Source organism: Lachnospira hominis (ex Liu et al. 2021) (genome assembly GCF_014287955.1).
In the GTDB taxonomy this organism is placed as follows: domain Bacteria; phylum Bacillota; class Clostridia; order Lachnospirales; family Lachnospiraceae; genus Lachnospira; species Lachnospira hominis.
Genome location: NZ_JACOPD010000003.1, coordinates 88342 through 110276 on the forward strand (window position 1 = coordinate 88342; position 21935 = coordinate 110276).

The 21935-nt window shown below is 35.6% G+C and carries 17 protein-coding genes; 14 read left to right on the top strand and 3 right to left on the bottom strand.

The genetic code is table 11. The features are described 5' to 3' along the window. Positions 1–43: 43 nt before the first annotated feature. From H8S01_RS05015 to H8S01_RS05045, 7 genes are all read left to right on the top strand, one after another. Complete coding sequence (locus H8S01_RS05015; RefSeq protein WP_186836411.1) at positions 44–2743, top strand: FAD-dependent oxidoreductase; 2700 nt, start codon at positions 44–46, stop codon at positions 2741–2743. A 67-nt stretch (positions 2744–2810) separates the two neighbouring features. Next, the gene (locus H8S01_RS05020; RefSeq protein WP_021867057.1) at positions 2811–3155 is read left to right on the top strand and encodes a hydrogenase maturation nickel metallochaperone HypA; all 345 of its coding nucleotides are present in this window, start codon (positions 2811–2813) and stop codon (positions 3153–3155) included. A gap of 21 nt (positions 3156–3176) precedes the next feature. Continuing rightward, positions 3177–4223 carry a DUF5692 family protein gene (locus tag H8S01_RS05025; RefSeq protein WP_021867056.1) on the top strand — a complete coding sequence of 349 codons (1047 nt, stop codon included), beginning with the start codon at positions 3177–3179 and terminating at the stop codon, positions 4221–4223. Beyond that, entirely contained in the window at positions 4223–4897 is a 675-nt protein-coding gene (gene hypB, locus H8S01_RS05030) for a hydrogenase nickel incorporation protein HypB (protein WP_021867055.1), read from the top strand. The genes H8S01_RS05025 and hypB overlap by 1 nt, the downstream gene beginning before the upstream one ends. A 151-nt stretch (positions 4898–5048) precedes the next feature. Beyond that, on the top strand, positions 5049–5696 hold the full coding sequence (locus H8S01_RS05035; protein ID WP_186836412.1) for an endonuclease III domain-containing protein: 648 nt from the start codon (positions 5049–5051) through the stop codon (positions 5694–5696). Then, positions 5689–6366, top strand: a complete 678-nt coding sequence (locus H8S01_RS05040; protein ID WP_186836413.1) for a YkgJ family cysteine cluster protein — start codon at positions 5689–5691, stop codon at positions 6364–6366. The genes H8S01_RS05035 and H8S01_RS05040 overlap by 8 nt, the downstream gene beginning before the upstream one ends. A gap of 68 nt (positions 6367–6434) precedes the next feature. After that, positions 6435–7232, top strand: a complete 798-nt coding sequence (locus H8S01_RS05045) for a prolipoprotein diacylglyceryl transferase (protein ID WP_186836414.1) — start codon at positions 6435–6437, stop codon at positions 7230–7232. Here H8S01_RS05045 and H8S01_RS14525 read toward each other — a convergent pair. Beyond that, entirely contained in the window at positions 7192–7596 is a 405-nt protein-coding gene (locus tag H8S01_RS14525; RefSeq protein WP_353964016.1) for a DUF2752 domain-containing protein, read from the bottom strand. The genes H8S01_RS05045 and H8S01_RS14525 overlap by 41 nt on opposite strands. A 148-nt stretch (positions 7597–7744) precedes the next feature. On the opposite strand from H8S01_RS14525, the gene H8S01_RS05055 reads away from it, so the two are divergent. Continuing rightward, on the top strand, positions 7745–8227 hold the full coding sequence (locus H8S01_RS05055) for a hypothetical protein (RefSeq protein ID WP_186836416.1): 483 nt from the start codon (positions 7745–7747) through the stop codon (positions 8225–8227). Positions 8228–8322: 95 nt separating this feature from the next. Here the strand turns inward: H8S01_RS05055 and H8S01_RS05060 are convergent, their stop codons facing one another. Further along, a complete protein-coding gene (locus H8S01_RS05060) occupies positions 8323–9075 on the bottom strand; it encodes an amino acid ABC transporter ATP-binding protein (RefSeq protein ID WP_207723025.1) in 753 nt (250 codons plus the stop codon). Continuing rightward, positions 9065–10561: an ABC transporter permease subunit gene (locus H8S01_RS05065; RefSeq protein WP_186836417.1), complete on the bottom strand. Its 1497-nt coding sequence runs from the start codon at positions 10559–10561 to the stop codon at positions 9065–9067. The genes H8S01_RS05060 and H8S01_RS05065 overlap by 11 nt, the downstream gene beginning before the upstream one ends. Before the next feature lie 131 nt (positions 10562–10692). On the opposite strand from H8S01_RS05065, the gene fliB reads away from it, so the two are divergent. From fliB to H8S01_RS05095, 6 genes are all read left to right on the top strand, one after another. Then, complete coding sequence (fliB, locus tag H8S01_RS05070; RefSeq protein WP_186836418.1) at positions 10693–11853, top strand: flagellin lysine-N-methylase; 1161 nt, start codon at positions 10693–10695, stop codon at positions 11851–11853. 288 nt (positions 11854–12141) lie between these two features. Then, a complete protein-coding gene (locus H8S01_RS05075; RefSeq protein ID WP_186836419.1) occupies positions 12142–12933 on the top strand; it encodes a cohesin domain-containing protein in 792 nt (263 codons plus the stop codon). After that, a complete protein-coding gene (locus H8S01_RS05080; protein WP_186836420.1) occupies positions 12930–14921 on the top strand; it encodes a cohesin domain-containing protein in 1992 nt (663 codons plus the stop codon). The genes H8S01_RS05075 and H8S01_RS05080 overlap by 4 nt, the downstream gene beginning before the upstream one ends. A 128-nt stretch (positions 14922–15049) precedes the next feature. Further along, positions 15050–17125: a dockerin type I repeat-containing protein gene (locus H8S01_RS05085; protein ID WP_186836421.1), complete on the top strand. Its 2076-nt coding sequence runs from the start codon at positions 15050–15052 to the stop codon at positions 17123–17125. A 58-nt stretch (positions 17126–17183) separates the two neighbouring features. Beyond that, positions 17184–19358, top strand: coding sequence for a leucine-rich repeat protein (locus H8S01_RS05090; RefSeq protein WP_186836422.1), 2175 nt, complete (start codon positions 17184–17186; stop codon positions 19356–19358). An 18-nt stretch (positions 19359–19376) separates the two neighbouring features. Further along, positions 19377–21890 (top strand): leucine-rich repeat protein, encoded by a 2514-nt coding sequence (locus H8S01_RS05095; protein ID WP_186836423.1) that lies wholly within the window; start codon positions 19377–19379, stop codon positions 21888–21890. Positions 21891–21935: the final 45 nt, after the last annotated feature.

Consider the following 21935-nt stretch of genomic DNA (forward strand, 5'->3'; position numbering starts at 1 on the left):
TATAATTGTACTATAATTAAAACAATCTGAACGGAGGATAAATATGGCAGAAGAAAGAGAACTGATTCTGAAGCTGGGTCAGAAGATTACAGACAGAATCGGTGTCAAGGTTACGACAAAAGACCCTGAATACTGGGGCCTTGCCGGTGTTATAACCGATGAGATGGCAGAAGTTGCACTTTCTATGAAAGTAAGAGCACCTGCAACGGCACCACAGATTGCCAAAAAGTGCGGAAAAAGTCTGGAACGCACAGAAGAACTTTTACAGGAAATGAGCGTTATAGGTCTTATAGAATATAATTGGGAAAATAAAGATCATGTAAAGCAGTACATACTTCCTATGTTTGTTCCGGGCTGTGCTGAGTTTATGATGATGAATGAAAAACAGGTTGAAGAACATCCTGAACTTGCAGATTTCTTTGAGAATATGTCAAGACTTCCGCTTGAAAAAATCACACCGATGGTACCGCTTGGCGGTGCAGGAATCGGTATGCACGTTATACCTGTTGAACAGGCTATTCCGGCAACACAGCAGTCAGTAAGTGTTGAGCATATTTCATACTGGTTAAAGAAATATGAAAATAAATATGCAGTCGGAGCATGTTCGTGCAGAAGACAGCAGAGAGTCCGCGGTGAGGGTACCGGTGAGATTGAGGGTGAGCTTTGTATCGGTGTAGGCGATATGGCTGATTATCTTGTTGAGACCGGAAAGGGACGTTATATAGACCTCAATGAAGTGCTTGAGATATTGCAAAGAGCCGAAGATAATGGTTTTGTACACCAGATTACTAACATTGATGGTGAAGATAAGATATTTGCAATATGTAACTGTGCACCGGGTGTCTGTAACGCACTTAGAACTTCACAACTGTTTAACACACCGAACCTTTCGCGTTCAGCATATCGTGCAAGTGTAGAATCAGATAAGTGTGTCGCATGCGGACGATGCGTTGAATTTTGTCCTACAGGAGCAGCAAAGCTCGGACAGAAACTTTGTACAAAGGATGGTCAGGTTAAATATCCGCAGGCGGAGCTTCCTGATGCAGTTAAGTGGAGCAAAGAAAAATGGGATCCAGATTATAGGGATAATGCAAAGATTAACTGTTATGATACAGGTACAGCACCTTGTAAGACCGCCTGTCCGGCACATCTTCCTGTACAGGGTTACATAAAGATGGCATCGCAGGGTAGATATATGGATGCATTGAAGCTTATCAAAAATGAAAATCCATTTCCGGCAGTATGTGGTGCAATATGTAACAGAAGATGTGAGGATGCCTGTACAAGAGGCACGATTGATGAGCCTATCGCAATTGATGAGATTAAAAAGTTCATCGCAGCAAAAGAGATTAATGAAAAAGACAGATATATTCCTAAGACTGTAAATCATGAAGGTAAACAGTTTGAAGAAAAGATTGCCATAGTTGGTGCAGGACCGGCCGGTATGTCAGCAGCATATTATTTAAGATGTAAAGGCTATCCTGTAACAGTTTTCGAGCGTGAAGACAAAGCCGGAGGAATGCTTCTTAATGGTATTCCGTCATTCAGGCTTGAAAAAGATGTTATTGCGGCAGAGATAGAAGTGCTTAAGACTATGGGTGTTGAATTCAGATTTGGCATTGATGTCGGAAGTGATGTGACGATACAGCAGCTTCGTGATGAAGGATACAAAGCATTCTATATAGCTATCGGTGCGAGAGGCGGAAGAATGGCAGGAGTTCCGGGAGAAGATGCAAAGGGCGTCATGAGCGGAATAGAGTTCCTTAACAAAGTAAATAAAGATGAGGAACATATGAAGCTTAGTGGCAAAACAGTTGTTATCGGCGGCGGCAATGTTGCGATGGATGTTGCAAGAACAGCACTTCGTGCAGGTTCAGATGATGTTTCTATGTATTGTCTTGAAAGCCGTGATGAGATGCCGGCAGCAAAAGATGAGATTGAAGAGGCATTAGAAGAAAATATCAGCATTAACAACGGCTGGGGACCAAAAGAGATTATCACTGAAAATGGCAGAGTCAAAGCAGTTGTTCTTAAAAAGTGTACTTCAGTATTTAATGCAGAAAAGAGATTTGCTCCTGTATATGACGAGAATGATACTATTACAATAGAGTGCGATAATGTTCTTCTTTCAATTGGACAGCAGATTATCTGGGGAAATCTTTTAGCAGGAACAAAAGTTGAACTTAATAAAAATGGTACTGCAAAAGCGGATCCTGTTACATATCAGACGGCAGAACCGGATATTTTTGTCGGCGGTGATGTATATACAGGACCTAGATTTGCAATAGATGCAATTGCAGCCGGAAAAGAAGGTTGTGTATCAATTCACAGATTTGTACATAAGGGTCATAGTCTCACACTTGCAAGAGATTTAAGACATTTCATTGAGCTTGATAAGAATAATCTTGACATTGAAGAGTATGATAATGCAAAGAGACAAAGACCGGGCAGAAAATCAGGCGATGCAGCATCAACATACAGGGATTTACGTGAGATATTCACAGAAGAACAGCTTAAAACAGAGGCTTCAAGATGTCTTGGATGTGGTGCTACAGTTGTAGACCCTAACAAATGTATCGGATGCGGACTTTGTACAACAAAGTGCGAATTTGATGCTATACATCTTTCAAGAGACCTGCCTGATGCAAGCCGAATGACAAAATCAGAAGATAAACTTAAAAAGATTCTTCCTTATATGATTAAGAGAGAAATCAAGATTAAGTTTAACAAAGATAAAAAATAAGCAAGCAGGATTTGTGTGCACACAAGTATAGCATGCCACGCATAAGCGTGCCGGATTGGAGAAATTTATGCATGAATTGGGAATTATAGTCCATGTTGCCAAGACATTAAAACATGTAGCATTGCAGGAAAATGTAAGTAAAATCGGCAGTGTCACACTTGAAATCGGAGAAGTGTCAGGCATAGTGGAAAGTTATCTCACAGATTGTTGGGAATACTACCGTAAAAAAGATGAACTTATTGAAGACTCAAAGTTGATAATTGAAAAAATAGAGGCGGTTACGTATTGTGATGACTGTGAAAAGACTTATCCTACAGTGCAATATGGAAGACAATGTCCATACTGTAAAGGTTATAATACGTGGCTTGCGGTAGGAAATGAGTGCAATATAAAAGAAATCGAAGCGTGCTGATAAACAAAGGAGGAGAAATCTATGTTATTTCATGTTTACGGAGGAAATGCTCTCTATCAATGGGGAGCAATGATTTTAGTCCTTGTAGGACTTATACTTTTAAATGAGGTTGCAAGACGTACAAAGCTTGGTGGCCTTATAATATTTGGTGCTGTACCGGTTGTGCTTACAATATATTTTATTGTCATTGCAGCATGTGCGGCAGCAGGGCAGACATGGGCTGTTGAAAACCAGACACATGTTTATATGAACGGCTGGTTCCACTATATGAAGCTTTATGCATCACTTGCAGGTTGTATTGGTTTTATGATGATAAAGTATGGCTGGGGAATCGGTAAGACACATTGGTTTAAGGCATATCCGTTTGTAATAGTTGCAATTAATATTCTTATTGCTGTTGCAAGTGATTTTGAATCAGCAATCAACGGATGGTATAAATGGTGGCTTTCATCAGAAGATGTATGGCTTTATGGTGGATGGCACAATGTAATGAATGGTATTGCAGGTCTGATTAACATATTCTGTATGACTGGCTGGTGGGCAGTATATTCATCAAAAGATAAAAAAGATATGATATGGCCTGATATGATATGGGTATATATCCTTGTTTACGATGTATGGAATTTTGCTTATACATACAACTGTCTCCCAACACATTCATGGTTCTGTGGTGTAGCACTTTTACTTGCACCTACAATTGCAGCACTTTGCTGGAACAAGGGTGGCTGGATTATGAACAGGGCAAACACATTGTGTGTATGGTGTATGTTTGCACAGGTGTTCCCTCTTTTCCAGGAAACAATGTCAGACGGAACACAGATTTATCCATGGGCAACACTTACAAAGCAGTATGCTGACGGAACATTAAACGGAATTGCAGCGGGAACATCAGTAAATGCTGACCCTACAGCAATGACAATAGTATCTGCTACAGCACTCATTGTTAATGTAATTGCACTTGCATACATCATTTATAAGTCAGTAAAGACTAAGACAAATCCGTATAAGGGTGAAATTTTTACGGATTTCAGATATTATAAAGCAGCAGCAGACAGGAGCAATATGTAATGACAGACAAAATGAAGATTATTGAAGTTAAGCAGAGTGTATTTGCAGATAATGATGCGGATGCTGAAAAGCTGAGAAAAGAGTTAAAAAGTGAAAAGACATTTCTTTTAAATCTTATGTCGGCACCGGGAAGCGGAAAAACAACAACGCTTGTACAGACGATAAACCGTCTTGAAAAAGATTTAAAAATCGGAGTTATGGAAGCTGATATAGATTCAGATGTAGATGCATATACAATAGCCGAAAAGACCAATGCAAAGTCAATACAGCTTCATACAGGCGGAATGTGTCATCTTGATGCCGATATGACAAGACAGGGCGTTAAGGAACTTGATACAAAAGACCTTGACCTTGCAATCCTTGAAAATGTAGGAAATCTTGTCTGTCCGGCTGAATTTGACACAGGTGCATCAATGAATGTATGTATATTGTCAGTGCCTGAGGGTGATGATAAGCCGCTTAAATATCCGCTTATGTTTACAATTTGCGATGCAATGATAATCAACAAAATTGATGTCTGCGATTATTTTGATTTTGATATGGAAAAAGTGCGTGAGTATGCGTACAAACGCAATCCGAATCTTAAAATATTCCCTATTTCCGCAAAAACAGGTGAGGGAGTAGACGAATGGTGTAACTGGCTTAAAGAAAAAGTTACAGAATGGAATAAATAATTTATTTATTTTAATTGTCTGGCAGGTTTCTGATATCGGTGTACAGGTATCAAAAACCTGCCAGCTTTTGTTATTGAGTTTTATCTATATGCGTGATAAACTTAAAAAGACAGGAAAGCGGTAATCGCATAAAGGAGTAGTATTACTGGTTATGACTAAAAAACAGTTAGCACTTGAAGTTATAGATAGACTAAAAAAAGAATATCCGGATGCAGGCTGTACACTCGATTATGATGAAGCATGGAAGCTGCTTGTAAGTGTAAGGCTTGCGGCACAGTGTACTGATGCGAGAGTCAACGTGGTTGTTGCCGGATTATTTGAAAAATATCCGTCAGTGGCAGCACTTGCCGGGGCAGATGTTGATGATATTGAAAAAATAGTTCATCCATGCGGACTCGGCAAAAGTAAAGCAAAAGACATAAGTGCATGTATGAAAATGCTGCATGAACAGTTTAATGACAGAGTACCGGATGATTTTGATTTACTTTTAAATCTGCCGGGGGTAGGAAGAAAGAGTGCCAATCTTATAATGGGAGATGTGTTTGGGAAGCCTGCTATAGTAACGGATACACATTGCATAAGGCTGTCAAACAGAATTGGTCTTGTAAAAGACGAAAAAGAGCCAAAAAAAGTTGAGATGGCATTATGGAAGATAGTTCCGCCGGAAGAGGGAAGCGATTTGTGCCACAGGCTGGTCTGTCACGGGCGTGATGTCTGTACGGCAAGAACAAAGCCGCATTGCACAAAATGCTGTCTTTTCGATATTTGCAAAAGAAACGGAGTAAAAGAATATGATTAGACAGGAAAGTCTTGAAGAAATATCTGACGGAAAACTTTATTCGGAAAATGACTGTGTAAAGGCAGATACAGGCAATTGTGCCGGGTGCAGGCAGGTATGTTGTAAGGGAATGGAAGCTTCAATAGTGCTTGACCCATATGATGTATACAGATTGACACAAAAGACGGGAAAGTCATTTAACGAGCTTATTAATGATAAGATAGAGATAAATATTGTTGATGGTATTATGCTTCCGAATATGAGAATGAACCCGGATACTAATGCGTGTGGATTTCTGCTTAGTGACAACAGATGTGCAATACATGATGCAAGACCTGGGGTCTGCAGGATGTTTCCGCTTGGGAGATATTGGGAAGATGATACGCATTTTAAATATATTCTTCAAAAAGGACAGTGCAACAAGGACAATCTGTTTAAGATAAAAGTAAAAAAATGGATTGATATGCATGAGGGTGAGCCATACAGGGAATTTATAATTTTATGGCATGTTTATCTCAAGCAGATTAAGAGTGCTGCATTGAATTTAGACGAGCAGCAATTAAGAATTTTGTGCATGTATACATTAAAAACATTTTTTGTCACACCGTATATGTCATCAGATGCAGATGGATTTTTTAGAGAAGTAAGAGAAAGAATCCAGAAAGCATATACTGATTTGGGAATGCGGTAAAATTTTTAAGTAATAAAATATCTGGGCTATATAAAAATAATAAAGATATAGTCACACATGGAGGATTTATGAAAAAAGATTTATTTTACATAGGCAGATTTAGTGTTCACGGCTACGGGCTTATGATAGGAATTGGATTTATACTTGCTTTATTTCTGGGAGAATATAGAGCAAAAAAGAAAGGAATGAAAGAAGAAGCGATAATAGATCTTGCAATTATAGCGGCTGTCGGAGGATTCCTTGGAGCTAAGATTTTATATATAATTGTAAGTCTTAAAGAGTTTTTGCAAAATCCGCTAGCCGTAATCGGTTCAGAAGGATTTGTAGTATATGGAGGAATTATTTCGGGTGTTCTTTGCTGCATGCTTTATTGCAAAGTGAAGAAGTTAAAATTCCTGGATTATTTTGATATTGTTATGCCGGAAGTGGCACTTGCACAGGCTTTTGGAAGAATCGGATGTTTTCTTGCAGGATGTTGTTACGGAAGACCTACAGATTCAGTGTTTGGTGTGGTATTTCCTGAAGACAGTCTTGCACCGGCAGGAATAAAACTGATTCCGACACAGCTTATATCTGCAGTAGGAGACTTTGCGATAGCGATAATCCTCATTATACTCGCAGATGTTGTATTCGAGAAAGCAAAAGAGAGCAGTTTGAAGGCAAAAACGGGATTTGGCATGGTTTCAGGAGATATAGGATGCATTTATATGTTTTTGTACGGAATAGGAAGATTTCTTGTTGAATTTCTACGAAATGACGTGAGGGGGACAGTTGGTAATCTTTCAACATCACAGTTTATTTCTTTGTTTATAGTAGCAGGAAGTATTATTTTATATGTGATAAACCATAAGAAAGCAAGTGCATAATATTATTTTCGTAATAAACCATTGGTGCGTTGTCAGGATAAAGTGTAATCATTCTTACAATATAAATAATAATAGTAATAATTCCTGTTATACATAAAAGAATTGTAAAAATTTTATTTGAGCACTTGAAAATATATCTGTTTAAAATGCCATAAATTAACAGCGGTACCCATAAAAATATGGATGGACTCCAGTAAAATGCGTCTTTGAAATGAAATGTCAAAAGGTTTACAAACGCTCTTGTCATACCACATCCGGGGCATGGAAATCCGGTTATTATTGAAATCAGGCATATTTTATGAAATAATAGATTTAACGAGATAAATGCAATGATAAATATAATGATGAATGTTTTGATGTGCATTATATCGTTGTAGATATTTTTAAGTATATTTTTCAATGTCGGTATCCTCCGTCAAAAGTTTTGTTGTAGATGCCGCAGAAGGGTATTTATTAAGAATCTTAGTATAAATAATACAATAGATTAAATAAAATTGAAAGGGGTAGAAAAATTGAAGGAAACAAAGAATGAATTGTTACAATTTGTTGGAGGGATTGTAATGCTTGCTGTGGGATTATTTATTTTTTCACAGAAAGTGATTGTACATTCAAGCTGGTTTGGTTATGGCGGATTTTCAGTAGCAGGAATCCGTATCAGTTCAGGTCTTGTGATAGTTCCGCTTATTATCGGAATTATATGGATGTTTGCGACAAGTTCGTTTGCATCGAAAGTATTTACTGCTATTTCTGTGATTCTTATACTTGCAGCAGTAATACTTAATACAGATATCCGTCTTGTAACAATGTCTTTATATGAGTGGGTTTTAATTCTTGTTCTTATATTTGGTGGGGCAGGATTTGTTGCCAAAGTGTTGTTTGCATCAAATAAAAACAATGGCGATTCAAAGAAAAACAACAAGTCCGTCAATGAATTTAAGAATGATGCAAAGAGCATTGATGATGAACTCGATGCTATGAAGAAGAATATTAAATAATTGAATGTAAATAATTGAACATAAAAAACTGCTGACCGTTATTTATTCGGGTCAGCAGTTTTTTTATGCCTGAAGTTTAGTACTGACAGTTAAAATTAAAGTACCTTTGAGAGGAAATCCTGTAATCTTGGTGTCTGAGGATTTTCAAAAAGCTCTTTTGGAGTATTTTCTTCCATGATTTTGGTGTCAGCAAAGAACATACAGCGGTTAGCTACTTCTTTTGCAAATCCCATCTCATGTGTAACTATAAGCATTGTCATGCCTGATTCGGCAAGCTCTTTGATAATTCCGAGAACTTCGCCGACCATCTCAGGATCAAGTGCCGATGTTGGTTCGTCAAAGAGCATAACATCAGGATTCATAGCCATGGCACGGGCAATGGCAACACGCTGTTTCTGACCGCCTGAGAGCATGTTAGGATAAGTGTCAGCCTTGTCGGAAAGCCCTACACGTTCAAGAAGTTCCAATGCTTTCTTATTAGCTTCTTCTTCGCTCATAAGCTTTAACTGGACAGGAGCAAGCATGATATTTTTCTTTACTGTCATATTAGGGAAAAGGTTAAAATGCTGGAATACCATTCCTATTTTTTCCCTAAGTTTGTTAATATTAACATTTTTATCGGTTATATCTGTTCCATGAAAATAAATATGGCCTTCTGTAGGTTTTTCAAGGAGATTGAGTGAACGTAAAAATGTTGATTTACCGCAGCCTGATGGTCCGATAATTGCAATTACTTCACCCTTTTTTACTGTTGTATTGATATTTTCAAGTACAACATGGTCGCCGAAAACTTTTTTCAAGCCTTCAACTTTTAAGATAATATTATCGTTTGAGTTATTATCGCTCATTGCTTCTTAATCTCCTTTCAAGTTTTTTAACCAGTGCCGAAAGAATTACAACCATTACAAGATAAACTAATGCTACAACAAGAAGTGGGAGCATTGCATCATAAGTGATGCTTCTTATAATATCTCCGCCTCGCGTAAGGTCTGTAAGACCGATATAACCACTGATTGAAGTCTCTTTTAAGAGAACAATAAATTCATTGGCAAGTGCAGGAAGTACATTTTTAAATGCCTGAGGAAGTATTACATATATAAAAGTCTTTTTGTATGAAAGACCAAGGCTGCTTGCAGCCTCAAACTGTCCGTTGTCGATTGACATAATTCCTGAACGGAAAATTTCGGCAACGTAAGCACCTGAGTTAATACCGAATGCAAGAATTGCTACAAGTATTTTGTTAATACTTACTGAACCAAATATTACATAATAAATAATCAGGAGCTGAACCATAGTTGGTGTACCACGGATTATTGTAAGGTAGAGGTTACATATAAAATTACCTATTTTAAGAGTTCCTGTCTTATCGTGTGTTGAACGTATAACAGCAACTACAAAACCTATCACGATACCCATAAGAGCAGCACAGAATGCAATTAAAACAGTATTTTTCAAACCTGTAAGCACAAACTGATATCTGTTATCTGTAAGGAAATCATTTTTGAATTTTTCAACTACATTGCCGGAATTCTTAATGGCATCATTATCTCTTACGATTACAACCTGTTTTGAAGTTGTATATGTATCAGAGAAATCAATATTTTTAAGTCTTTCGGCTGTTACGGTCATTCCGGCAGCACCGAAGTCGGCTTTTCCTGACTGGACAGCGGTAATGATTGAATCAAATTCCATATCTTCAATCTTTAAGTTCATTCCAAGATAATCAGCGACAGCCTGAGCCATATCGGCATCAATACCGACTATCTTACCGTTATCATAATATTCGTATGGCTTAAAGTAAGCGTTTGTAGCCATTACGAGAGTGCCGTTACGCTTTACACCGTCAGGTGAAATATAAGGTGTTTTTCCGGCATTTTCACCGATATAATTGTCAATGATTTTATCAAGAGTGCCGTTTGCTTTAATTACATTTAATGCCTCGTTAATGGAAGCTTTAAGCTCAGGCTTGTTTTTTGAGATACACATGGCGTAATCTTCTGTAACAAATTCTTCATTAAGTATCATAAGTTCAGAATTTGTCTTGACAAATGATTGTGCAGGCTGGACATCAATAACAACGGCATCGATTTTACCCTGTTTTAATGCAAGGATTGCATCGTTACCTTTATTATAACGTTCAACTACTGTGCCGGAACCATCTTCTTCATAGTCAGAAACTAATGTGTCACCTGTAGTTCCAAGCTGTACACCGATTTTCTTGCCGGATAAGTCATCAACGGAAAAAACAGTATTTTCCGGAACAGATGATTTACATCCGGTAAGAATAAAAAGCGACATTATGCAGCATAGTGCTGCGAGCATATATTTTCGCATTTTCTCCTCCTTTTGTATTGCGATATTCTTCTAAACATATTAACATTATTGCATAGTGTAAATCAAGTTAAGATTTGGATGTAAGGCATCGTAATCTTATGAAATAAATGGTATGTATGAAAGGCAGAAGTATGAAAATAGTTACACCACATTATTATAAAGATTTTAAGTGCATTGCAGGTGCGTGTACCGATACATGTTGTGCGGGATGGGACGTAGATGTAGATGATAAATCCTACAGATATTATAAGACTGTGGATGGAAATTTTGGCAAAAGGTTAAAGAGTGTCATGGTTCCCGAAAAAGAAGGAGGCTGCACATTTACACTTCAAAACGGAAGATGTCCGTTTCTTAACGATAATAATCTGTGTGATTTGTATATTGCATTGGGAGAAGACAAGCTGTGTGATACGTGTGCGGAATTTCCGCGATTTATTAATGAATACGGAAGTGTGAAAGAGATAGGAATTGCACCATCATGCAAGACGGCTGGCGAGATAATATTTAATTATGATAAAGTTCTGACATTTGACGAGGAAGAGGACGGTAAGCCGCTAACAGGCTATAATGATATAGATGGTTTTTTGTATATGCAGCTTCGTAATGCAAGGAAATGTGCATATGATATTATTCAGAATAAAAAATATACACCTGATGAAGTCTGTCTTATACTTATTGAATATGCTATACGCATACAGAAGCATATGGATGATGAAAGGGACGATTTGATTGCCAATGTTGTAAAATCTTTTAAAGATGAAAAAATACTTGATAAGATTATAGCTGATGCAAAGAAAAAGAAAACATGTGATTCATTCAGAGGCTTTAAAGATATAGGCAGATTTTTTGAAAAGTTTAACGGAATGGAAGTGATTAACCCGGACTGGCTGAAGTATTGTGATATTCAGGAAAAGTTTATGAAATCTTGTCATGATGGTTCATTATATGAAAAATATGTAATTGAGTTTGAGGAATATTATAATGACAGACAGTTTGAGTACAGGCAGCTTCTTATGTACTATATTTACCGGTATTTTCTGGATGCAGTTTATGATATTAATATTGTGCTTAAAGTAAAAAATGCGATAATCGGATATGCAGCATTACGACATCTTGATGTTGCAGCGTGGGCGGCTAATGGCAAAAAACTTTCAAAGACCGAGCAGGTTGATATTGCACATCTTTATTCAAGACAATTTGAACATTCATATACTAATTTTGAAAAATATAGTGAGAAATTCATGAGCATGAGATGTTACGGATATAGCAGCTTAAGAAGAATGATGGTATGAGTTATAAAAATAAATAAAAAATATAAAAAAAGACAATTATCAATAAAAAAAGGATAATTGTCTTTTTTTTTTGCAAAAACAAACATTCTGCGTCGTGAAAACAGCGTTCTACGTTGAATTACACAATTTTAGTTTTTGCTTAATATATAATAAGAACAGCAAAAAAATATGAATCTAGCAAAAACTGCGGAAGAAATTATTCTGAATTTATTAAAAAGTGTATTGACAGAAAAATACCGGGGGGGGGGTAAAATAAATTTGGTATAAAATATTGTTTTTGGAGAAAAAATGTTTTTTAAAAATAAATTAGAAAGATTGTTAGAACGAATCTGCGTGATAGTTTTATGTGTAATCACGGCAGTGATGGCAATACCTGTAAAATCGGTGACAGCAGCAGGTTCGGCATCGGTGGTTTTGGAGATTTTACATGAAGGGGATACTGTTAATGTAAAGTTTAAGATGGTATCAAATCCCGGAATTGCGGGAATGTCGTTTAAGCTGTGCTATGACAGCAGTTTATTAAGTATTGTTTCGGTTGATGAAACTTTGGATAGTTTTAAATCATCAATTATAAATCCCGACGGGGACGGATTTGTAGGATACGCATATGCACAGGCAAAGGATTGTAAAGACACGGGAACTATGTTTTCTATAACCTTTAAAATAAATCGCGAGAATGAGAAAGAATTAACTTATGAGTCGGTTTATATTGATGAGTTTGACGCTTGCGATTCCAATCTTGAAGACGTCAATACAGACATAAAAGTACAGTTTTCAGATAAGAATGCACAGAATATACAAAACAAACAGAATTTACAGAATACGCCGGAAGAACAGGCTGGAGTTAAAGGTCAATCAGACAGTATAAATAAATCAGATAGCATGGATAAATCGGACAGTAAAAATATAAACGGTACAGAAGAAAATAGTGTTTCTTTAATAGAGGTAAATTCATCAGATACGGTTAAATCAACGAATGTAATAATTGTAATTGTTATAGCTGTAGTAGTAATTGCAATTGTGGCATTGTTGTTTTTAATAAAGAAAAAATCAGGGAAAACAGGAGGAGTTAAAAAATGAAGAGAAAAAGCAAAGCATTTATAGCTGCATTTTTAAGCGTATGCCTTATTGCAACAACAGTTCTTGTGTCAACGGGCAACGCATTTGCAGGCGATGCAAACGTAGGAGAGCTTGCTGTAACTTCAGCACAGGGCTATGAAGGGGATACAGTAAAAGTAACTGTATCATATAACAATAATCAGGGAACAGCTGGATTTGAATTCAGAATGTATTATGATCCGGATGTGTTGGAATTAGTAAAGACAACATTATCGGAAGATGTATTTATCGAAGATGTAGTTATATTGGGAGATAAAAATGCTAATGAAAAAATGACAAATTTTGTATCTTATGCAGTTGCAATGGCAAAAGATAACAAAAAGAGCGGAGAATTGTACACTGTAGAATTTAAAATTAAAGATGGTGCCGCAATAGGAAATACAGAGTTAAAAATAACAGATTTAGTACCTTCTAATTTTAATGGTGATTTGATAACGGTAAATTCAAAAAACTCTTATGTAAAAGTATTATGCAAGCATGCAGATACAGAAGAAGTTGTAAAAGAAGCTGTAACATGTACAAAGGACGGCGTAACAGAAGTAAAATGTAAAAAATGTGGCGAATTAATTGATACAAAGACAGTTAAGTCAACAGGCCACAAGTTCGGCGAATACGAAGTAGTTACAGAGGCAACATGTTCAAAAGACGGATTAAAGAGAAGAACATGCAGTGTATGTAACGAGGTAGAAGAGGTAAAAATACCGGCAACAGGAAAACATACAGCAGTAACAGAGATAACAAAGAAAGCAACATGTACAACAGCAGGCGAAAAAGTAACAAAGTGCAGCGTGTGTGATAAGGTGCTTTCAACAGAAGAAATCCCTGCAACAGGCCACAAGTTTGGAGAATACAAAGTAGTTACAGAGGCAACATGTTCAAAAGACGGATTAAAGAGAAGAACATGCAGCGTATGTAACGAGGTAGAAGAGGTAAAGATACCGGCAACAGGAAAACATACAGCAGTAACAGAGATAACAAAGAAAGCAACATGTACAACAGCAGGCGAAAAAGTAACAAAGTGCAGCGTGTGTGATAAGGTGCTTTCAACAGAAGAAATCCCTGCAACAGGCCACAAGTTTGGTGAGTATGAAGTAGTTACAGAGGCAACATGTTCAAAAGACGGATTAAAGAGAAGAACATGCAGTGTATGTAACGAGGTAGAAGAGGTAAAGATACCGGCAACAGGAAAACATACAGCAGTAACAGAGATAACAAAGAAAGCAACATGTACAACAGCAGGCGAAAAAGTAACAAAGTGCAGCGTGTGTGATAAGGTACTTTCAACAGAAGAAATCCCTGCAACAGGCCACAAATATAGCGATTATGTTATAAAAAAAGACGCAACGGAAACAGAAGATGGTATTCTTGAAAGAACATGTACTGTATGCGGCGAGACAGAAAAAGTAACAATTCCAAAACTGGAATCATTAAAAACGGAAGTTAAAGATGAAAAGGCAGAAAATCCTTTGGCATCACAGTATACAAAGGGCGAAGATATTACATTTACTGCTATAGGCATCGGAATGGATAATGTAAATCCTCAGGCAGGCGATATGAGATATGTACCTGCAAAATGGAGCATTAATCCGAGCGGTGAGTGGACATCTGCACCGTATACGGCAACATTTGCAGTAGCTAATGCAGGTGATTATGAACTTAAGGTTGTATACAACCGTGAAGTTTACAAGGATGGAAAATGGGTAGCAGACGGAGTGACAATCACATCAAAGACAGCAATAACTATAGCAGAAAAGGCAGAAACACCTGATAATGTAAATAACGGAAACACAAATAATGACAGCACAACACCATCAGGAGATGCCTCAACAGATAATAATGCATCAGTAAGCACAGGTGATACATCAATTTATGTAATGATTATGGCAGTAATAATGATGATGGCTTCTGCAGCAGTAATAGTTGAAAAGTCAAGAAAAGCCGTTAAATAACAGAAAATAAAAAATATAAGAAACTGTACAAGAACAGTAAGTTTCTTAATAATGTTTAAAAACAGGTGGACGGAGGGAAACTTTCGTCCGCTTTTTTTTATAGGAATATTTTTGAAATGGGGAATGTTATGGGAAAAGCATACACGTATAAAAAGACAATTAAACGTGCGGCCTGTGTAATGCTGGCAGCGGGATTGGTATTTACGGGATGTCCGGAGGTCTTTTTGAGCCAATCTGTATTAAAAGTGCATGCGGCACAGGGGTATGAAAGCCTGGTTAAATCATGTATAGACAATATTAATACATTTGATGCAGATGATGAAAATACATATTTAACAGAGATAATTAATGGATTGGAAAGTGATGAAATTGATGCGGCAAATAAATATGTTGAAGAATTAATGCGGCAGAGTGATTATTATTGGCTGAATTTGTGTTTTATAAGCGATTTTATCGGAAACAGTGTTCTTTGGTACTCTGTAAAAGATAAATATGTAAATAAAGATAATACAATAGATAAAATAACAGCAAAAAATGATTATATTAAATTACATACAAGACTTGATAACGGTGAATGGAAAGAATTGCTTGCGGAAGAAATAGATAAAGCATGCGGAAGAATAGATATTTCGGATTGGAGATTCACCACAGAAAAAACTGCGGAAATGTATAGATATTTGAATGATTTAAGAGTTTCCGACAGACAGTATTATTGGATTGATTCTGTTAAAATCAGTGATGATGGTACATATATTAAAAGTGTGCTTGTCTCTGCTAAAGATAAATACACAAATGAAAATAATCAGACGATTAATAAAGAACAGGCAGGAAATGATTTTGATGTATTACAGAAACGGTTAAAAAACGGAGAAGAAATGAAAATTATTGAGGAAAGAATAACTGAAGGTAAGTATTCGGTGGCTTTGCCATATAATGTTTATACTATTCAGTTAAGAGACTTAAAAATAAATAAGGACAGAGCAGGTGATATATACAATTATGTCGGATATTTGAGCACGAAACCCCAATATTCTTACATAAATTTTATTTTACGGGAATATGACGAAGATTATCTTGCGGCATTATCATTAACGGTTCCTGCTGAATTTTTTAACGAAGAAAACAAATTTGATGAGAAATTATCTTACGCTAAATATAATAAATTCAACAAAAGAATAGCAGACCTTACGGCACAGATAGATGAAAGTATGTCGGATTTGGAAAAAACGCTGGCGATATATGAATGGGCAATGAGGGAATGTGAATATGATTATAAAAATTTTGTTTTAGACACGATTCCTACAGAAAGTTATCAAAAAGAAGGTGTGGTTTATAACGGACTGGCTGTGTGTAGCGGATATGCAGACTTTATGGAATATATGCTTAGAAAATATAAAATAACCAATTATATTGCATCTTCATCGGATTTGGATCACGCATGGAATATAGTTAATTTGGATGGTATCAACTATCATCTTGATGCTACATGGGATGATGTGGGAAAAGATTCGTTTTGGGAAGGTGTATATAATACAGATTACTTTTTGAAAAGTGATGATGAAATTACAGAATTGAACCATTACGGTTGGTCAGAGACAGTAAAGTGTGATAAAAGCGATTCATATGAGGGCTATATTTTCAGAAATAAAAACGCTAAGCAATTTAATTATTACAATGGTTATTGGTATTATATATGCAATACAAAGACGATTGTAAAATCAAAAATAGATGGAAGCGAAGCCACGGATTTTAAAACATTTAAGGAAATCATCGGTATGTATATTTATGATGATTATATGTATATTGCAACGCGTAAAGATGTATATAAAATCAATATGAAAAATCAATCCGAATCGGAAGTTATATTCAAATGCGATGAAAATGAAGGATTTGATTATATTGATGAATTTGTATTAAAACAGGGAAAAATAAAAATTGACAGCCCAAGTAATACAAAGATTTTTGAACTTCCTGAGGTTGCGTATACACCTGCTGTTCCTGTTACCTACGGTGATGCCAACGGTGACGGAAAAATCGACAGCCGCGATGCTGTATTAATCAAAAAATACGTTGCGGGATTCACAGGATTTACAATCGACCTTGAAGCGTCGGATGTCAACGCCGACGGCAAAGTTGACACAAGAGATGCTGTTAAGATTCTTAAAAAGATTGCTGGGTTTGATGTGACACTCGGAGCGGCATAAATGAAAAACATTTATAACATATAAAACTGTATTTATAAGATAAAAGGAGAATTGATTTATGCGTATCAGACAGGAAATTAAAATTAAATTTCTTTCGGCAGCGATGGTAGTGTTACTGATATTTTCGGGTATATTCGGCGGGATTGGATATAGGGCGTATGCGGCACAAACCACTTATCATGAAAATGACACAGTGACGATTTCGGATAATGAAACGGAAAACAAGTACCCTGAGATAACACCTGAAAGCACAAGTTATTTATATTGCTACAATCAGCTTGCAACTTGGGATTCTGGTGAGACCATGCAGCGATATTATAAAGATTTAAGGGATATATGCTGGGATTTTTATAATGGTGAGCTGGAAGCTACATATTATTTGTTTTGGGAAGATGAAAATGACAGCAGTAATAATGAATATGAGTGGTGTATAGATAAATTACTGCATAAAAGTGACTATAATCTCACTGAAGATGAGTACGCAATAGTTGAAACGGCTTTGTATGAAGACATGCCGATATTTTATTTTTTATATTCAATGTATTCAACAGGTGACGATGAAGACGGAAATACCGATTATACAACTGCAAGAGCGGGAATTACAATTAAAAATGATGATGATATTATAATATATATCTTAAACCGTGATGATTCGTGGTCAGTAAATTATCGGGACAAGTCAAGAAGAGCAGAATGTAGGAAACTTATAGAAAAAAGAATTCATGAATATTATGATTTGACAAAAGAATATGCAACAAATTATGAAAAGCAGACTGCTGTATTTGATGAAATCTGTCTGAATTCAGATTACTATTACGGTGATGATGAAAATACACAATATTATACACATAGTATTATGGGAAGTGTGGAGAAGAAAGATTTTGTATGTGAGGGATATGCGAAGGCAGCACAGCTATATCTTAATTACATTGGTGTAGATACGATATTGTTGTCAGGATATGCAGATGGCGGCGGACATGCGTGGAATGCAGTAAAGTTAGACAATGATAAATGGTACTTATCGGACCTTACATGGAGTGATGATTCAATAAGAATCGATAAAGATCATTTTAGTGACACGGCAGGAGTGAACAGCATAAATACAGCATTTGTAAATATGCCATATAAAACATTTTCACAGAGACATTCGCAAAATCTTACATTTAAAGCATTGGAATATGCCGACGATTCGGATTATTATAATTTTTATGATGTATATATTACATTGGAACAGGAAAATACATTAAGCAAAGAAGAGATAACAAAAATAGTTTCGGATAAAATCATTGAACTTTTAAAAAATAATATATCTAAAGCGGTTATTGTATATGAAAATTTTGAGTATTATGAATATCCGGAGGTTTTTTTTGCTGCATGCAGTTCGGCTTTTAAAAATATATACAACGAAACAGGTGTTGAGTGGACGTATACATTGGGCGAGCCGTGTTCTTCCGATTTATTATGGGATTTGAAGGACGAAGAAGGAAATTACATATTAAATGAAAATAATGAACGTATTAAACTGATGCGTAGTAATGTATTATTTTCAGTCAAAGAACAATCAGGAGAGTATACATTTTTAAAATATAATATTCCCGGAAACGGAGCATATATTACTGCCAGCGATTATATAGGAAGTAAGATATTAAATATACCGGAAACTTTGAACGGGTTTAAAGTAATTAAGATTGGAGATGTTAATACGATTGACTGTGAGAAAGTAATTCTTCCGTCTACGGTAAAAATTATAGGAGAGGGTGGATTTCGAGGCAGTAAAATAAAAAAAATAGAATTAAATGATGGATTAATAAGAATTGATTACGAAGCATTTTTAAACTGTGAAGAATTGAAATCAGTATATATACCTGAAAGTGTAAATGTAATAGAAAACTATGCTTTTGGATATGTATTTGGTGACAATGGTTTTGAAAAATCAGATGGTTTCACAATTTACGGTGAAGCAGGCTCAGCAGCACAAAAATATGCTGAAGATAACGGATTCACATTCATTGAGGGCAGAATGAACGAAATAACCTACGGTGATGCCAATGGTGACGGAAAAATCGATAGCCGTGACGCTGTAGTAATAAAAAAATACGTTGCGGGATTCACAGGATTTACAATCGACCTTGATGCAGCAGATGTCAATGCCGACGGAAAAGTTGATACAAGAGATGCCGTAAAGATACTTAAAAAGATAGCAGGTTTTGATGTGACGCTCGGTGAAGCGTAAGCATAGGAGGAATGTATAATGAGATTAAAAAGAATATGTAAGAGCATTACATGCATTGTAATGTCAGCAGGATTTGTATTTACAGGAATACCACATACGGCTTCCTATGATGCAAAAAAATTGGAGACAAATCTTGTAAGTGTTTTGGCGGCTGATTCATTACAATATTCAGATGGAAATACAACTTTTAAATATGAAGAATTAAATGATGGAACAATAAAACTTACTGAATGTGTAAAAACGGCAAAAGAATTAATCATTCCAGCTGAAATTAATGATAAAAAAGTAAGTACAATAGGTTTGAATTTTACCAGTTACAATTCTTCAATTGAGAAAGTGAGTATACCTGAAGGTGTTACAACATTGGATTCTTTTGCTTTTGATTCTTGCGAGAACCTTGAATCAATAAATATACCATCTACAGTAACATTTATAGGACATGGAACATTTAGAAATTGTAGTTCATTAAAAGAAATAGAAATTCCAGATAATATTACAAGATTATATTTTTCAACATTTGAGGGATGTTCTTCTCTTGAAAGTGTTAAGCTGCCAGAAAATCTTACGCAGATTGATAGTTATGTTTTTAGAAATTGTAGTAGTCTTATAGAGATAAGTATACCAGAAAATTTAGTAGAGATAAGCGGAGATTATGTATTTAGTGGCTGTAGCAGGTTAAAAAAGGTAAAACTTCCATCAAAACTTACAAATATTAAAAATGGTACATTTTATAACTGTATGTCGCTTACAGATATTAGTTTTCCATCGAGTGTAAAAACTATAGAGGATTACGCATTTAGCGGCTGTTCATCATTAACAGTGATTACGCTGCCTGATAATATAGAGAAAATGGGGAAGAGAGTTTTTAAAGGATGTATTAATCTTGAAAAAATCAATCTGACGGTTTCAAACGCTAATTACATTATTGATAATGATGCTATATATGAAAAAAACACAAATAATCTTGTTACATATACTTCTGGAAGCAAACAGAAAAATTTTATAATTAAAGATGGAGTTACCGAAATAGATGCACAAATTTTATTTGATTGTATAAATACTGAAATAATTACATTGCCGGAAAGTCTTGTAGATTTCAAATATAATATATATAGTTCGGATGGAATGAGTGAATGTGAAAATCTAAAAGCAATAAATATATCTGATAATAATACTTTATACAGAAGTATTGATGGTGTTTTATATAGTAAAGACTTGTCAAATTTAATTGTTTTTCCTGCAAATAAAACAGATTCGTATGTTATAAGCGACAAAACTGTGACAATAGGAAATTCTGCATTTGCTGGAAATGATAAAATGACATCAATAGATATTCCTTCAAATGTAAAATCAATAGAATCAATGGCATTTGGTGGGTGTAAAAATCTAAAAGATGTAAAACTAAATGAAGGTTTGGCAAACATAGGAAGCAATGCATTTATTGCATGTGATAATTTAGAAAATATTGAAATTCCAGATTCAGTACAAGAAATGGCGTCGGGTGTCTTTCTGGATTGCAAATTATTGAAAAATGTAAAGCTTTCGTCAAATATGAAAGTGCTTGAGGATACCATGTTTTGTGACTGTTTTAGTCTTGAAAATGTTATTATGCCATTAAATCTGGAACAAATATATCCAGAAACATTCGAGAGTTGTCATAATCTTAAAAACCTAAATATTCCTGAAAGTGTTAAATATATTAGTAATTATGCTGTTGTTGACTGCATTAATCTTGAAAGTATTACAATACCATCGGATGTTAATGATATTGGCGAGAAGGCATTTGGATATATTTGGGATAATGGAGATTTGGTAAAAAAAGAAAATTTTAAAATATATGGAGCAGATGGAAGTGCAGCACAAAGATATGCAAATGATAATAACTTTGAATTTATAGAGATAAAAAGTGTAAGTTCTGAGGACGGAATAAAAATTGAATATACAAATGATACTACAATAGGAGAAGAAGACGTAAGTATAAGTCTTGTGACAAAAGAACTTTCAAATAGTGACCCTGAATATGCAAAAATTAATTTTGATGGAAAAATAGAAGATACAGGTATAAAACCTGATACAGTACAATTTATTGCTTACGAAATATCATTAAAAAATGAAAGCGGCGTGACAGTGCAGCCGGATGGGAGTGTTCTTGTAAAGATACCAGTGTTTTCAGATTATAATAGCAAAGATTATAAAGTTTACTATGTTAATGAAAAAGGACAGTTTACCAATATGAATGCGGAGTATCAGTCAGGATATGTGGTGTTTACAACAAAACATTTCAGCACATATCTTGTGACTAGGACTAATTTGGTATCTTCAGATGATGTTACCTACGGTGATGCCAATGATGACGGAAAAATCGATAGCCGTGATGCTGTAGTAATTAAAAAATACGTTGCGGGATTCACAGGATTTACAATCGACCTTGATGCAGCAGATGTCAATGCCGACGGAAAAGTTGACACAAGAGATGCAGTGAAAATACTTAAAAAGATAGCAGGTTTTGATGTGACGCTCGGTGAAGCGTAATGAAAGTTTAAATATAATAATATTGATATGGCGGCTGCGAGTCGT